A 14,868-nucleotide genomic window follows, 5' to 3' on the forward strand; every position below is an offset into this window, starting at 1 on the left:
AAACTCCACTCATGCACTCAGAAAAGGACTAAAAATGCGGCAGACTTGGCGTTGGTTCGGCCCTTCCGATCCGGTATCGATCGATGACATGCTGCAAGCCGGGGTCGAAGGTGTCGTCACGGCGCTACACCACGTCCCGCCCGGAGAAGTATGGTCACCGGAGGAAATCGCCCAGCGCCAGCGGGAACTCTCCATCATGCGTGACAATCAGCCATCTGGCCTCACCTGGGAGGTGGTGGAAAGCCTGCCTGTTTCGGAAGATATCAAACGCCAGAGCGGAGCCTGGCGCGCACATATCGAAAACTGGAAGACCAGCCTTTCCCATCTCGCCGATGCCGGCATCCGTACGATCTGCTACAATTTCATGCCCGTTCTCGACTGGACGCGCACGGATCTTGCCTACCGCCTCGGCAACGGTGCAACCTGCATGCGCTTCGATGCCGTGGATTTCGCCGCCTTCGATCTTTTCCTGCTCGAACGCCCCGAGGCCCACGGGGATTTCGATGCCGAGTTGATCGAAGAGGCACGGCAGCGTTTTGCGGAGATGGATGACGCCCGCAGGCAGCAGCTTGTCGCAAACATCGTGTCCGGCCTGCCCGGAGCGGCGACCCACATGACCATCGATGAGGTCAAGGCGCATCTTGATCTCTATAGCGGCATCTCCGCCGACCGGCTGCGCCAGAACCTGCTGGATTTTCTGGGCGAGGTCTCACCTTTCGCCGAGGATCTCGGTGTAAGACTATGCTGCCACCCGGACGATCCACCATTCCCGCTGCTCGGCCTGCCGCGTATCATGTCGACCGAAAAAGACTATCGCGGCCTGATCGAAGCCATCGACATACCTGCAAACGGCATCACGCTCTGCACCGGCTCGCTTGGCGTCCGCAGGGACAACGATCTGCCAGGCATGATGGCGAGGCTCGGCAGCCGCGTGCATTTCCTGCATCTGCGCAATGTGGCGCTGGAAGACAGACGCGCCGGCGGCTCCTTTCATGAAGCCGCCCATCTGGAAGGCAATACCGATATGGTTGCCGTCATCGCCGCAATACTTGCCGAGGAAGCCAAACGCAAACGGCAAGGCCGGGACAACTGGCAGATACCGTTCCGCCCGGACCACGGCCAGAACATCCTTGATGATCATGTTCGCCAGACCCGGCCCGGCTATCCGGCCATCGGCCGCCTCAAGGGACTTGCGGAACTGCGCGGCATCATGACCGCCATATCCCATCCGATGTTTTCCGGGGAACGCAACTGATGAGGCTGAGCGCCGCGAGCAAGCCAATTGACAACAGACCTGCCCGATGGCCGGGTTATCGGCCGGAAGCGCATGGTTATGGCATTGTCCATATCGGGCTCGGCAATTTCGCGCGTGCGCATCTGCTATCCTACACCGATGATGCACTCGCGGCGGCGGGGGGCGATTGGCGCGTCATCGGCGCCTCCCTGCGGGGCTCAGCGCTCGGCGGTCTCCTTTCGCCGCAGAATTACCGCTATACGCTGCTGGAAAAAGGCGCCGAAAGGAAAGCATCGGTGATCGGCTCGCTTCATTCGATAATTTCAGGGCAGGAGCGTATCCCCGACCTGCTCGCTACCATGAGCGCACCTCAATGCCGCATTGTCAGCCTGACGGTGACGGAGAAGGGTTACGCGCTGGCCGGGCATGGTCGCCTCGACACCGCTCACCCGGATATCATCCACGATCTATCGGAACCCGGATCGCCCCGTGGCGTCATCGGTGTGATCTCGGCGGCACTCGCCATGCGCCACGCAAACGGCCTCCCCCCCTTTACAACCATCAGCTGCGACAACCTTCCCGATAATGGACGAAAACTAAGGGAAGGCGTGCTGGAATTCACCCGCATCGCCCACAGGCAGTCCCTTGCAGAGTGGATTGCAGCGGAAGCAGCCTTTCCTTCCACCGTCGTCGACAGGATTACCCCGACCCCGGTCGAAACGACCTCCGCGCTGGCCCTCGCAGAAACCGGTTATGACGATTTTTCCGCCGTGGAAACAGAACCCTTCCGCCAATGGATCATCGAAGACAGTTTTTCCGCCGGACGCCCGGCATGGGACGCGGCCGGAGCAATATTGGTGCCGGATATCCGCGATTACGAGCGCATGAAATTATGGATGCTGAACGGCACCCACTCGCTGATCGCCTACTGCGGCTGCCTCAGGGGCAAGCCCTTCGTCAGGGATGTGATGGCGGATTCGGATCTGAAGGCGCTGGTCTCCCGACACCTACAGGCGGCATCGGCCGCGATCGGGCAACTCGGCATCGACCTCTCGGACTATGCCGAGAAGCTGAAGGAGCGTTTCTCCAATCCAGCAATCGCACATGCGGCCGCCCAGATCGCCATGGATGGCACCCAGAAACTCCCCCAAAGACTGACCGCCCCTGCCCTCGTAGCCCTCGAACGCGGTACCGACTTCCAGCCTTTTGCTTTCGCAATCGCCGCCTGGATCGTCTACGCCGAACGCTGGGCAAGGGGTCTGGCAAATTATGAGATATGCGATCCGCAAAGTGAGATTATTCACGATCTATTATCGAACCCCACCGAAGATGCGAAGCTTCTGTCGGCCGTTCACGGAAACTTTCCGTTGATTTTACCGGCGAGGCTTATGGGCGGCGATTTCGAGGCGGCAATACGAGGATATCTGCTCAAACTAAGATATTGGTCCTAGGCTCAGGACCCATCATCGATCCAACAGCAACATTTTGCGGCTATAAGGATTGCCGATAGGCGGGTATGGGCGCATTGATTGTGTCATGTAGCAATGCGCCCACAGGCCTTGATCCTGCCGAACATAGTCTCGATGCTGCGTCGTTGCTTGCACGTCGGTGCAGGTCTGTTTTCCTTACGCCAGTGACCGCTTGCGGGGCGAAATAGCAGTAGCGCTACCGCCAAGGATTTCAAAGCATTGTCTTGCTCTTGAACGGATCCGTCGAGTTCCATCGCAAGTTGAGCTGCTTTTCCATCTGGCGCTGATCCAGCGCAAAATGGCTACGATGCAATAGCCAACGAGTTGCCGAGAAGGTGGGTCATCCCAAATCGCACAAGTAGGGGTGCGGACGAAAACTTGGACCACCGAGGAGGTAGTTCATGTATTCCTACGCAGACGAAATCGGAAACGCCTGGCTGGTCAACGCCGGAGGTTGCCGCCGGCCTTCGGCCCGGCGGCATGGAGCAAGAGGTTTTAGGAAACAGATGGTCGTGTGAGCCCTGAGAGAGATCTGGATCGGTAACGGCCATCACCCTTCTGTCCCAGTAGTTCGCCATCCTGGATCATGACCTTCCCGCCGAGAATGACGGTCGTTGGCCAACCGGTGACGTTGATGCCTTCATAGGGGCTGTAGTCCGCTCCATCATGCAGGTCTGCGTGCCGGATGGTGCGGGTGATATTGGGGTCCCAGATAGCGATATCAGCATCCATGCCGACTGCGATCGACCCTTTTGTTTCGAGACCATAGATGCGCGCGTGGTTAGTCGCCGTCAGGGCAACAAACCGCGAAAGGTCAATTCGCCCCTTCATGACACCTTCTGAGAAAAGGATCGGCAGGCGCGTTTCGACACCAGGGATGCCATTCGGAATGTGACGAAAGCTCGTCTTGCCCTTTGGGTTCAGCTTACCCTTGGAATCGTCGTAGCGAAACGGGCAATGATCGGAGGAAAAAAGGTCGAAGACCCCGGTCTCGATCCCGCGCCAGCAGTTGGCTTGCTCCGCCTCGTCACGCGGGGGTGGCGAGCAGACGAACTTTGCGCCTTCCCAATCCATTCCTTCGAGACTATCGGCGGTCAGCGTCAAGTATTGTGGGCAGGTTTCCCCGATCACCTTGCGGCCCCGCGCCCGCGCGGCACGAATTTCTTCGATGGCGGCCCCATTGGAGACATGGACGATGACAACTGGCACGTCCACCACCTCGGCAAGCGACAGCGCGCGGTGGGTTGCCTCGCGCTCCACGACAACGGGACGTGTCGTGGCATGGGCCTTAGGAGCAACGTCCCCCGCCGCCTCATGCTGTCCGATGAGGTAGCGAATCGCATCCTCGTTCTCGCAGTGGACCATAACAAGCGCACCGGTACGACGCGCGACATCCATGGTCTGGAGAATTTGGGCATCGTTGAGCCGCAGGCCCTCATAGGTCATGAACACCTTGAAGGACGGATAACCGTCGGCCACCAGAGCTGGAAGCTCCTGTCCCAGAACCGTCGGCGACGGATCGGACACGATAAGGTGAAAGGAAACGTCGGTGTAGCAGTTGCCGTCCGCGAGAGCGTGATAGCCTCTTAGCGCCTCGCGCAAGGACTGCCCCTTCTCTTGCAGGCAGAAAGGCAGGATGGTGGTGTTACCGCCGAAGAGAGCGGAACGTGTCCCGCTTTCGAAATCGTCGGCCATCACGATGCCGTTGCCCGAAGGCTGGGAAAGGTGGACGTGGCTGTCGATCCCGCCGGGCACAACAAGGCGCCCCGCAGCATCTATGACACGCGCGGCATCTGCCAGACCTTCGCCGATCTGAACGATGCGCCCGTCAAGAACGGCGACATCCGCCTTGAAGATATCAGATGCGGTCGCAACTGTTCCGTTGCGAATAATAATGTCGAACATAGTGCTCGTCCCCAGGTAGTTAAAGCAGAACGTCGCCGCCGTTAGGCGATAGCGATTGACCGACGTAGAAAGACCCGGCTTCCGAAGCGAGTAGAAGGGCGGTCGGCGCAATCTCCCCGACCTGACCAAAGCGGCCGATCGGAAGCTGCGCCTTCTTCATCGCACGCCACTCGTCGCTGAGTCCCATCAGGATCTCGGTCTCGACCGGACCGGGTGCGATCGCGTTGACTGTCACACCTTTCGGAGCTGCCTCGTAGGCCAGCGAACGGGTAAGGCCGACGATGCCCGCCTTGGCGGCGCAGTAATGCGTGAGGCCCGGAGCACCCTTGTAGGCGAGTTGCGAGGCGAAATTGATGATACGGCCCCACCCGCGCTCGGCCATGCCGGGGTAGAACTTCTGCGTCACCATAAACGTGCCACGCAGGTTCACCCCCATCACCCGGTCGAAATTTTCCAACGAGATCGCTTCGAACGGAAGATCGCCACCAATACCTGCACAGTTCACTAGAATGTCGACGGGACCAAGGGCGTCGCGACTCCAGTCGGCCAATGACTCGACGTCGGATGGGTTGGAGACGTCGCACACCGTATGAGCGGCCGATGCTCCCTGTTCCGCGAGCCGAGCGGCAAGTGCCTGGGCATTTGCATCGTCACCGTACTGACAATACCCGACCTTCGCGCCATGGGCGGCAAAGAGTTCGACGATGGCGCCACCGATGCCACGGCTGCCACCCGTCACCAAGGCGGTCCGCCCAGTCAGATCGAATTGCTGCATGCTGTTCTCCAATGTTATAGGCTCAGCGGCGCTTGAGCCAATCCGCATAGCTGCGGATGCCCTCTTCCAACGTCCGGGATGGAACGAAACCAAGATCCTCGGCGATTGCCGAGATGTCGAAGCGATGCTGATGGTCGTCGAGCGGATCCGGTCCATCGGCGACCGCGATGTCCGCGTCCGGCATTGCCTCCTTCACCAGATCGGCGATTGCGTCGATAGACAGGAAGCGGCCGCCCGTCGCATTGTAGACGGGGCGCGGGCATGAGGGCGCATCATGTGCTGCGAGAAGCGCATTTACCGCGTCATCGACATGAATGAACTGCCGCGGGAACGCGCGTCCGTGCGAGAGCCGTGTGGATCGGCCGGCTTGGGCGTCCTCGATCATGACGCGGATGACGCAGTCCGTCGTGCGTCCGGGTCCATAGACCCAGGACAGGCGAATTGCCACGGCATCCAGCCTGTGCTGCAGACGGTAGCCCGCAAGCAACTGCTCACCCGCAACCTTCGTGGCCCCGTAGACGCTCGTGGGACGCAGCGGGGTTTCTTCCGGGAGTCCACGCGAAGCGTCATTGGGCTCGGGTGTCGGGCCGTATGCGCTCGTCGAGGAACAGAAGACGAACCGCCGCATCTGCCTGATGCGAGCAAGTTCGAGCATGTTCGCCGTTCCCATGACGTTTGCTTGGACGATGCCGTATGGGTTGTCGATCATCACCATCGGACCTGATACGGCACCGCAGTGTATGACAGAGGTCGCGTTCGTCTTTGCCGCTAGAGCATGAAGCCTATGGATGTCCCCGACATCGGCAATCTCGATCGGCAGATGCCCTGGCTTGGCCGCGAGGTCGATACCGAGCGCCGGACGTCCGTCTGCCTCGAGCCGGGCGAGAAGACGCTGCCCGACGAGGCCTGACGCGCCCGTGACGATGATTGATCCTGCGGTCATTGGATGGTTTCCCTCCAGACAGGTGTGATGCCCTGAGCTGCTGCCACATGCTCGACGGCTAACTCCGCCAGGAGCAGCTTTCTGGTGTAGGGGTCCCGCGGCTGCCGGAACACATCCTCCATCGCGCCGGTTTCCACGATGCGCCCGCGGTTCATCACCGCCACGTCATGGGCGAGCGAGCGAACCGAATTCAGGTCATGCGTGATGAACAGGGCCGACAGCCCCATGCGCGACTGAAGGTCCCGCACAAGATCGATGATCTGGGCGCGCACCCGGATATCCAGGGCGGTCGTGGGCTCGTCGAAGATCACGAAGTCCGGCTCAGTGACGAGAGCCCGCGCCATACCGATGCGTTTCTGTTCGCCAGCCGTTAGTTCGTGCGGGAAGAGCTCCGCATGGCGGCTGGGCAAGTTCACAAGATCGAGGACGTGATGGACGCGCTTCAGGCGCTCCTCGGTCGACATCCGCTCCAACATGCGAAGCGGCTCGTCGATGAGGTGGCGCACACGCCAGCGCGGGTTCAAAGCGACGTAGGGTTCCTGAAATACCATCTGGACCCTGCGGCGCAGCTTGCGGAACTTCGTCTCCGGCCACTGCGTGACATCCTCGCCATCAAACACGATCTGCCCGGACGTGCTTTGTAGCAACCGCACCAAGCATTGACCGATGGTGGTCTTGCCGGATCCGCTTTCGCCAACCAACGCCAAGGTCTCGCCTCGCCTGACGCTGAAAGACACGTCGTCGACGGCCCGAACAGTCTCTCCCGGTCGACTTCCAGGGAAGATTTTCACGAGGCTGCGTACTTCGAGAAGAGCAGCTTCATCCCGTCCCGTCGGTCGCAAGGCGGGAACGGGGCGAGCCTTCGCAGCCTCCAGAAGTTCGCGGCTGTAGGAGGTCCGCGGGCCAGCCAGGAAGCCAGCCGTGTCGCGCATCTCCTCGATCCGTCCTTGGCGCATGATGGCCACGCGATCGCAATAATGCGCTATGATGCCGAGATCGTGCGTGATGAGGACGATAGACACTCCGAGCGTCCGGGCACGCTCCACCAACATGTCAAGGACCTGCACCGACACCGTTGCATCGAGGCCGAGGGTCGCGTCGTCGGCAAGCACGATTTTTGGCTCAGTGATCAACGCCATTGCGATGACAACGCGCTGGGCCATGCCGCCGGAGAGTTCGTGCGGATAAGCTCTTGCCCGCTGCTCCGGATTAACGATCCCGACGCTGGCCAGAAGTTCCACCGCCTGTTGCCAGGCTTCCCCCTTGGACAAGCGTCGGTGGCTGCGCAGAACCCGCGCCACCTGTTTTCCAACCATCTCGACAGGGTCGAGTAGAGCCTTCGCGTTGGTGCCGATCAGGGCGATCTCTCCCCCTCTCATCGCACGACGTTCTGCGTCCCTGAACTGGCTGATGGCGTTGCCTCGCAGGAAGACTTCCCCGCTCGTGCGGCGGAAGCCCGGTGGGAGGAGATCGATCATGGCACGCGCGAGGATCGATTTCCCGGCTCCGGTTTCGCCGACGATGCCCAGGATCTCGTTTGGACGCAGTTCGAAATCGACATCCTTCAAGATGGGCTTATCCCCTTCCGGATACGCCAATGCGACGTCCAGGCCTTCGATCTTGAGCAGCGGTAGCTCGACTGATGTGCGGACGCCTCTCATCGCGTTTCTCCTATCGGTAGGGCTGGCGGTTCTTCTGCCTTTTTATCGCTTCTGCTTGCCTTGGTGGGATCGAGCAGGTCGCGCACCACATCGCCGAGGAGTGCGAAGCATAAAACCGCAATGACAATGGCGAGACCCGGAAACAAGGAGACCCACCACACACCGAGAATCATCTGCTGAGCGCCGGAAGACACCATCAAACCCCATTCGGGAACGGGCATGCGTACACCGGCTCCGATAAAGGACAGGCCGGCCGTCAAGAGGATTGCCATGCCTATGGAGATCGACACCTGCACCATGGCGGGCATCAAAGCGTTCGGCAGAAGATGGCGGAACATGATGTCGATGTCGGTGGCGCCGCTGCACCGTGCCGCCGCCACGAATGGCCGCTCCCGCAATGACAGCACCTCGGCGCGGATTAGACGGGCGAAGATAGGTATGAAGAGTATGGCGAGGACGATCGCTACATTCCAGATTTCCTGGCCCATCACCGAAACGAGCGCCATACCGAGTACGAAAATCGGGAAGGCCTGAACGAAGTCGAACAAGCGCATGGCAAGGTTCGACGGGAGGCCGCGATAATAGCCGATCAGCAATCCAAGCGGAACTCCGACCACAAACGCCAAGAGCACGGACGAGACGCTAATGAGCAGGTTGATGCGGGTCGCGTAGATGATCCGCGACAGGACGTCCATGCCGTTGATATCGGTGCCGAACCAATGCGTGGCCGATGGCGGCATGAGCGAGGCCAACGGATCGGCGTGCGTTGGATCGTAAGGACTGAGAAGCGGGGCGAAGACGATCGCCACCATCTGGAGAAGGAGCAGCGACAAGCCTATAACTGCCGCCGGGCGGCGCAGTGGAATGGGAACAATGTTCATACCTTGATCCTCGGATCGGCGAGTTCGTAGAGGATGTCGACGACGAGATAGACGAGCAGGATAAAAGCGGCCGCCACGAGGATGAATCCTTGTAGGGCCGGGTAATCGCTGCTCATCACAGCTTGGACCGCGTATTGGCCAAGTCCGCCCCACGAGAAGATGGTTTCCACCAGAACGGCTGCCCCAAGAAGGAAGCCCATCAGGAAGCCGACGATGGTGATGATCGGCGGGAGGCTGTTGCGCAGGGCTGCCCGGACGATCACTCGCTCCGGCACACCGCAGGCTCGCGCGTGGCGTACGAAGTCGCTTCTCCACACGCCGGCGAAAATGCTTTGCGTCATTTTCATCAAGGCGCCGGCATTGACAACGGCGATCGTGACAACAGGCAGTGTCAAGCGACCGACAGCGGACCGAAAGGCTTCCATGTCGCCGGCCAGCAGTGCGTCGATCGTGTAGAAGCCGGTTACGTATGGCGGAGCGGAAAGCAGGGCGTCGATGCGACCGAAGGGCGCGGCAGCCCAACCGAGCAAGGTGAAGAAGACGTAAATCAGGATCAGCCCGATCCAGAAATCTGGGATGGCTCCGGCCGCAAGACCGTAAGCGCGAGATCCGATATCGACGGCGCCGCCGGCCCGAACGACCGACATGACGGCAACGGTCACGCCGATGACGACGGTGAGGAGCATTGCATAAAAGATTAGCTCGAGGGTGGCGGGAGCGCGCTCCATCAAGTCGACCGTCACCGGATTCGAAGTGAAAATGGAAATGCCGAGATCGCCTTGAAGAACATTGCCACAGTAGGCGACGAACTGCGCCCAAATGCTGTCGTTGAGGCCGAGGCGCTCCCGTAGTTGCTCAACCGCCTCCGGCGTCGCCATGTTGCCAAGGAGGAGGACCGCCGGATCACCCGGAAGTAGACGGATCAGGAAGAAGGTGACGAACAGTACGCCGAACATCTGCGGGATGACGAGGGCGAGCCTTGCCAAGACGATTTGGAGGCTACGCGGCAGGGACTGCCACCCTCGGCGGGCTGCAATGAACATGGATGTCTCCGCGATCGAGAACGGTTTCTGGGGGTGTACCGTACCGGGACGAGCCCGATACGGTACAAGTCGCGAGCCTAGGCTTACTTGCTGAAGTCGTACCAGTTGTTGCTGTTAGGCGTGTACCAAGCGTAGCCCTTCACCTTGCTGCTGACGGCAAGCTGGTAACCGGGGTTGAACAGAAAGACCCAAGGAGCCTCCTCAACCACGATGTCCTGGACCTTCTTCATGTCGGCTTCGCGCGAGGCTTCATCGGTCGACGTCAGCGCCTTGTTGATCAGCGTATCGACCTCCTCGTTCTTGTACTTCGAGAAGTTCACCATCGACTGGCTGTTGATGAACAGGTTGGCCACGTAAGCCGCATCCGGAACGATTGCCATGTCGCGGATAAAGAACATTGGCATCGTGCCCTTGGAGTAACGCTCTACGAGGCTCGATGCGGGCAACTTGACGAGTTCTAGTTCGACGCCGGCGCGAGCAAATGCGGTCTTCAAAACGACGGCGATCTGCTCCTCCAGAGGCTCGCCGGTCCGGTAGCCAAGTTCCGTTTTAAAGCCTTCCGGATAGCCGGCCTTGGCGAGTAGTTCCTTTGCCCTTTCGACATTATCGTCATAGGCGAATGCTGCCTCGCTATAGGCTGGATAGATCTCAGACACCGGGCTCTTCGTTGGGCGAGCCGTGTTCATGTAGACGCTCTGCTCGATCTCGGGACGTGGCACGAGGTAGTTCAGCGCTTGGCGTACCTCGACCTTGTCGAAGGGAGCCGTTGAATTGTTCATCTCCAGCCGGTGCGTATAGTTGCCGAAGACCTTCCATACCTTGACGGTCGGGAGCTTTTCGACGAGTGAGATCTCGCGCGGCGTCAACCACTCGGCCACATCGATCGACCCGGCCTGAAGTGCAGCGACACGGTTCGAAGACGTCGGCATTTCGCGGAAAATGACGCGCTTCAGCTTCGCCTCACCCCGATAGTAGTTTGGGTTGGATTCGTAGACGACCTCCTGCCCAGGCGAGAACTTTGCGATGTGATAGGGGGCGAAGGATGCGGAATCGGTCGCCAGGTACCGCGCGGCCCAAGGATCCTCGGCCGTAATATGCTTCTTGACCTCGACAGAATCGATAATGCCAAGGTCGTTATTGATCCAGATGCGTGCCAAGAGGAGCGATGGATTGGGGATCGTCACCTTGACGGTGTAGTCGTCGATCTTCTGGAAGGAATCGAAGCTTTCGATCTTGAGGATCTGGGTCATGTACCAGTGGAACGTGGCCTTCATGTTCCAGCCGCGCTCGAAGGTCCACATCACGTCGTCGGCGCTCATCTCGTTGCCGACCGCGCTCTTCACGCCGCGGCGAAGATGGAAGGTGATGGACTTGTTGTCCGGCGAAAGCTCGTAGCTCTCCGCCAGCGCACCCTCGATCTTGGAGAAGTCCTCGACCTGAGCGCCGCTTTCGTCAGCTTTCATGCCGTAAACTAGAAGGCGCTCGAAGATGTTTCTGCGTGCTTCATGCCCGGCTTCCGTCGGCGGGTACTCCTGATCGAGCGACTCAGGCGTACGAGGACCCGCCACGATTAGCGTCTCGTTCGCCACCTGCGCCATGGCAGTGGAGGTTGCCGCCAAGAGGGACAAAGCCAGGGCGGAAAGGGTGGATGACCATTTGTTCATGCGCATTGCTGTCACTCCTTGAGAAGGATGTCTTGGAAGTCTGCAGTTTTCCGGTTTGGGGAGCGGCACCGGGCGCGCTTAGCAACCTCCAACCGCACCGCGACGGGAGGTATCTCGAAGAACTCGCAATCCGCGTCGGACCCGTCCTTGTGGACATGCATCGCGAAGTGGCCGCCGGAGCCCAGCGTTGTCAGCGGTGCGTGCCAGACAGCCGGACGGTACTGGATGACTGATTGACCGGGGACGACGAATGCGCGAAGGCCTGTTAGATCGGGGTTTCCGTCCGACGCAGTTTGGGCCGTCACGATGAGGTAGGGTTCGGGCGCGAGGGGGAAGAACGCCTGTGTCGAGTGGATGTGACGCTCCAGAAGGTGCAGGACGTGTTGGTCGGGCGCGAGGGGCCTCGCCGCGACCAGTCTTTCCAAAGTGGCTGCGGCATCGGAGCGGCCGTTCCACGGCTCAAGCGAACCCGATGCTCCCAAGATAACATCGCCGAAAGGCTCGAAAGCTTCTGAGGTGATAGGGATCGCGATGAGCTCAAGCATCGGCGGAGTCCGGGCGTTCCAGCCAAGCACGCGCGATGTTTTCCCGAGTTGCGAACCAGACATCACCGTACTGTCGAGCAAAGTCGAAGAAGCGCTTGAGAGAGCGGATGCGGCCTGGCCGCCCGATCATGCGGGGATGGAGACCAATCGACATCATTCGCGGACCGCTGGCAGCCTCGGCATAAAGGACTTCGAACGTCTCCCGCATGTAGAGGAAGAAGTCGTCGGCTTGGGCGAGGCCCGGGGAGTTCCAGAAGCGAATGTCATTGACGTCGCAGGTGTACGGGACCACGAGGCGACGCTGCCCGTCCACAGTCACGAAGTACGGAACGTCGTCGTTGTAGGCATCTGAGTCGTAAAGGAAACCGCCTTCCTCGGAGATCAGCTTTCGCGTGCGGACGCTTGGCCCGTATCGGCAATACCAGCCCACCGGACGCTTCCCGCAGGTCTTCTCGAATGAGCGGATCGCGAGCGCAATGTGCTCACGCTCTTCATCCTCCGTCAGGCGGAAGACCTCTTCCCAGCGGTAGCCGTGGCTGCAGATCTCATGGCCGTCATTGACTGCAATGCGTGCGACAGCCGGATTTTGCTCGAAGGCAACGGCGCAGGCGAAGAACGTAGCGGGGATGTGCGAATCCCTGAGGGCGTCGAGGATGCGCCAGATCCCGACGCGTGAGCCGTACTCGTACATTGACTCCATCGCCAAATTGCGGATGTCCTTCGGAAAGGGATAGCTTCCCCACTCCGTCATCGCCTCCTGATCGGGATCGCCCATGGCGAAGGATCGCTCCGACCCCTCTTCGTAGTTGACAACCACATTGATCGCGAGCCGCGCGCCGTTCGGCCATGTGCCGGTTGGGCGGGCTGGACCGTAGCCGACTAAGTCCCGGATCGGTGCGAAATATCCCATTGCAGCTGCTCATCCCCATTATTGCAAGCACGATTGCGTGCAATAATAAGTGAAATGCAAGTGGCGTGCCAAATGGGATGCTACATTAGCTGAGCCGTCGCATGACGCGCCTCAGCTCTTCAAAAACTCGTATATGTCAGCTTCAAGACGCCTAGTTTCACTGAGATCCAGGCTCGAAAGGATATGGTCGAAATGGTGGATCATTTCGCGCGCCGCTTCTTCGGGGCGATCCTGCTCAATGAGATCTACCAGCCCTTCATGCTCGTGTGTTAAGCACAGAATGCCGCTTTTTCGTTCATAAACGGATTGGATGAGGACGCCGCGGCGAATCAGAACGGAGAGCATCTTTTCAAAGACTGGATTGCCCCCAATCTTTGCGATTAAGTGGTGAAACTCGCTGGCAATTCGATTGACACTGGGATCCTGCCTATCAAACGACTCCCGTTCGTACTGAAGGTGATCGCGCAAGCGAGCGATATCCGCGGGCGTGGCCCGCTGACATGCCAGTTTGACAACAACAACCTCAAGTTCCCGTCGAGCCTCATAAACGTGACGCGCATCTTCGACGGTGGGTCGGCTTATAAAAGCTCCGCGGTTGAGCTCGAACACAACTACGTCTTCGTCTCGCAAACGTTCCAGCACCCGGCGGACGCGTGATCGGGGAACATCGTAGGCTTCAGCTAGCTTGACCTCGTTCAGATGTTGCCCCGCACGCAGGTGCTTGTCGATGATTGCGTCGACAAGCCGATCATAGATAAGGTCTTCAGTCGGATGCTTCCCTCTCAGTCTTACCTCTAGCTGATCGCTGGCCATTCTTCTTCCAATGCGCGCGTATGTGGGTCCAGATTGTAATCTTCTGAAGGGCGATGAGACATCCTGGTGTTGATTATAGGCGTTCGCGTAGGATTTCGTAAGGTGCCTTGCCATTGAAAGCGCCATGCGGCCTTGCAAGGTTGTAGAACCTCTCCCATTCGCTAAGCTTTTGAACGAGGTCGGTGTCATCTTTGTATGACATAAGCTGATAAAATTCTTGATCATCGGTACGGTGTGACCGTTCGACTTTCCCGTTTAGTTGGGGCGACGCTGGCTTGATATAGGCGTGCCGAATGCCCTGGTCTTCGACGTGCCAGTGGAATTTGGCCTGGAACTCGTGCCCATTATCGGTGCGCACTTCGCGAATGCGGAACGGGAATTTGGCGATTACGGTGTCGATGAAGTCTATCGCGTTGGCCTGGGTGTGGCGATCATAGACCTTCAAGGCTCTGATGCGGGTTGCATCGTCGATTGCCGTGTATTGGAAACGCTTGACGATCTTGCCGTCAACGCCTTCAAATTTCAGGAATTTTACATCGACCTGTATCTGATGCCCCGGCACACGCTGCTCGTATCTCTGAGTATGGATTTTCCTGACACGTGTACCGCCGGGAAGCCGACTGAGCCCGTTCCGCTTCAGAATTCGATAGATGCAGGCGTCGGAGATGGTGATGGCATGGTACCTGCTCATATACCAGGAAATGCGCATCGGGCCGAGATGATATCTGGTGCGCAGATGCAAGACTTTCTCGATGATTTCTGCAGGCTTCTGGTTAGCGGGATTTTTTGGTGCGCAGGATCGGTTCTCAAGCCCGGCCTCGCCAAAGCGCTCGAAAGCCGATTTCCATCGATAAAAGCTGGCTCTGCCAATACCGAAATAGCGGCAGGTTTGCGAAACGTCACCGTGACGGTCGGCATGTTGAAGAACGCGCAGCTTATGTGAAACTTCCCGTCGGAATGTCATCATCGCGATTATCCTTGTGATCGAAAGTCAAAAACAGGATGTCTCGAAGGTCCCTACTTTT

At 59.1% G+C, this 14,868-nt stretch carries 13 protein-coding genes; 2 read left to right on the plus strand and 11 right to left on the minus strand.

Annotated elements, in window-relative coordinates; translation table 11 throughout:
- Nucleotides 1-34 precede the first annotated feature (34 nt).
- Nucleotides 35-1,255 carry a mannonate dehydratase gene (gene uxuA / locus JZY08_RS11990; RefSeq protein WP_216330265.1) on the plus strand — a complete coding sequence of 407 codons (1,221 nt, stop codon included), beginning with the start codon at nucleotides 35-37 and terminating at the stop codon, nucleotides 1,253-1,255.
- Nucleotides 1,255-2,685 carry a mannitol dehydrogenase family protein gene (locus tag JZY08_RS11995; protein WP_216330266.1) on the plus strand — a complete coding sequence of 477 codons (1,431 nt, stop codon included), beginning with the start codon at nucleotides 1,255-1,257 and terminating at the stop codon, nucleotides 2,683-2,685. The genes uxuA and JZY08_RS11995 overlap by 1 nt, the downstream gene beginning before the upstream one ends.
- A gap of 513 nt (nucleotides 2,686-3,198) precedes the next feature.
- Here JZY08_RS11995 and hydA read toward each other — a convergent pair.
- From hydA to JZY08_RS12050, 11 genes are all read right to left on the minus strand, one after another.
- The gene (gene hydA / locus JZY08_RS12000; protein ID WP_113382623.1) at nucleotides 3,199-4,608 is read right to left on the minus strand and encodes a dihydropyrimidinase; all 1,410 of its coding nucleotides are present in this window, start codon (nucleotides 4,606-4,608) and stop codon (nucleotides 3,199-3,201) included.
- A gap of 19 nt (nucleotides 4,609-4,627) precedes the next feature.
- A complete protein-coding gene (locus JZY08_RS12005) occupies nucleotides 4,628-5,383 on the minus strand; it encodes an SDR family NAD(P)-dependent oxidoreductase (RefSeq protein ID WP_216330267.1) in 756 nt (251 codons plus the stop codon).
- A gap of 22 nt (nucleotides 5,384-5,405) precedes the next feature.
- A complete protein-coding gene (locus tag JZY08_RS12010) occupies nucleotides 5,406-6,326 on the minus strand; it encodes an NAD(P)-dependent oxidoreductase (RefSeq protein WP_216330268.1) in 921 nt (306 codons plus the stop codon).
- Nucleotides 6,323-7,987, minus strand: coding sequence for an ABC transporter ATP-binding protein (locus tag JZY08_RS12015; RefSeq protein ID WP_216330269.1), 1,665 nt, complete (start codon nucleotides 7,985-7,987; stop codon nucleotides 6,323-6,325). The genes JZY08_RS12010 and JZY08_RS12015 overlap by 4 nt, the downstream gene beginning before the upstream one ends.
- Complete coding sequence (locus JZY08_RS12020) at nucleotides 7,984-8,868, minus strand: ABC transporter permease (RefSeq protein WP_216330270.1); 885 nt, start codon at nucleotides 8,866-8,868, stop codon at nucleotides 7,984-7,986. Before JZY08_RS12020 ends, JZY08_RS12015 begins: the two co-directional genes overlap by 4 nt.
- The gene (locus JZY08_RS12025) at nucleotides 8,865-9,911 is read right to left on the minus strand and encodes an ABC transporter permease (RefSeq protein ID WP_216330271.1); all 1,047 of its coding nucleotides are present in this window, start codon (nucleotides 9,909-9,911) and stop codon (nucleotides 8,865-8,867) included. The genes JZY08_RS12020 and JZY08_RS12025 overlap by 4 nt, the downstream gene beginning before the upstream one ends.
- 83 nt (nucleotides 9,912-9,994) lie before the next feature.
- Entirely contained in the window at nucleotides 9,995-11,581 is a 1,587-nt protein-coding gene (locus tag JZY08_RS12030; RefSeq protein ID WP_216330272.1) for an ABC transporter substrate-binding protein, read from the minus strand.
- Between the two features lie 5 nt (nucleotides 11,582-11,586).
- The gene (locus JZY08_RS12035) at nucleotides 11,587-12,120 is read right to left on the minus strand and encodes an ureidoglycolate lyase (RefSeq protein WP_216330273.1); all 534 of its coding nucleotides are present in this window, start codon (nucleotides 12,118-12,120) and stop codon (nucleotides 11,587-11,589) included.
- On the minus strand, nucleotides 12,113-13,030 hold the full coding sequence (locus JZY08_RS12040; protein ID WP_216330274.1) for an allantoinase PuuE: 918 nt from the start codon (nucleotides 13,028-13,030) through the stop codon (nucleotides 12,113-12,115). The genes JZY08_RS12035 and JZY08_RS12040 overlap by 8 nt, the downstream gene beginning before the upstream one ends.
- A 111-nt stretch (nucleotides 13,031-13,141) precedes the next feature.
- Nucleotides 13,142-13,843 (minus strand): GntR family transcriptional regulator, encoded by a 702-nt coding sequence (locus JZY08_RS12045; RefSeq protein WP_216330275.1) that lies wholly within the window; start codon nucleotides 13,841-13,843, stop codon nucleotides 13,142-13,144.
- A gap of 73 nt (nucleotides 13,844-13,916) precedes the next feature.
- A complete protein-coding gene (locus JZY08_RS12050) occupies nucleotides 13,917-14,810 on the minus strand; it encodes an IS481 family transposase (protein WP_125269949.1) in 894 nt (297 codons plus the stop codon).
- Nucleotides 14,811-14,868 lie beyond the last annotated feature (58 nt).

The sequence above is a fragment of the Rhizobium sp. X9 genome (genome assembly GCF_018873185.1).
GTDB lineage: Bacteria > Pseudomonadota > Alphaproteobacteria > Rhizobiales > Rhizobiaceae > Agrobacterium > Agrobacterium oryzihabitans.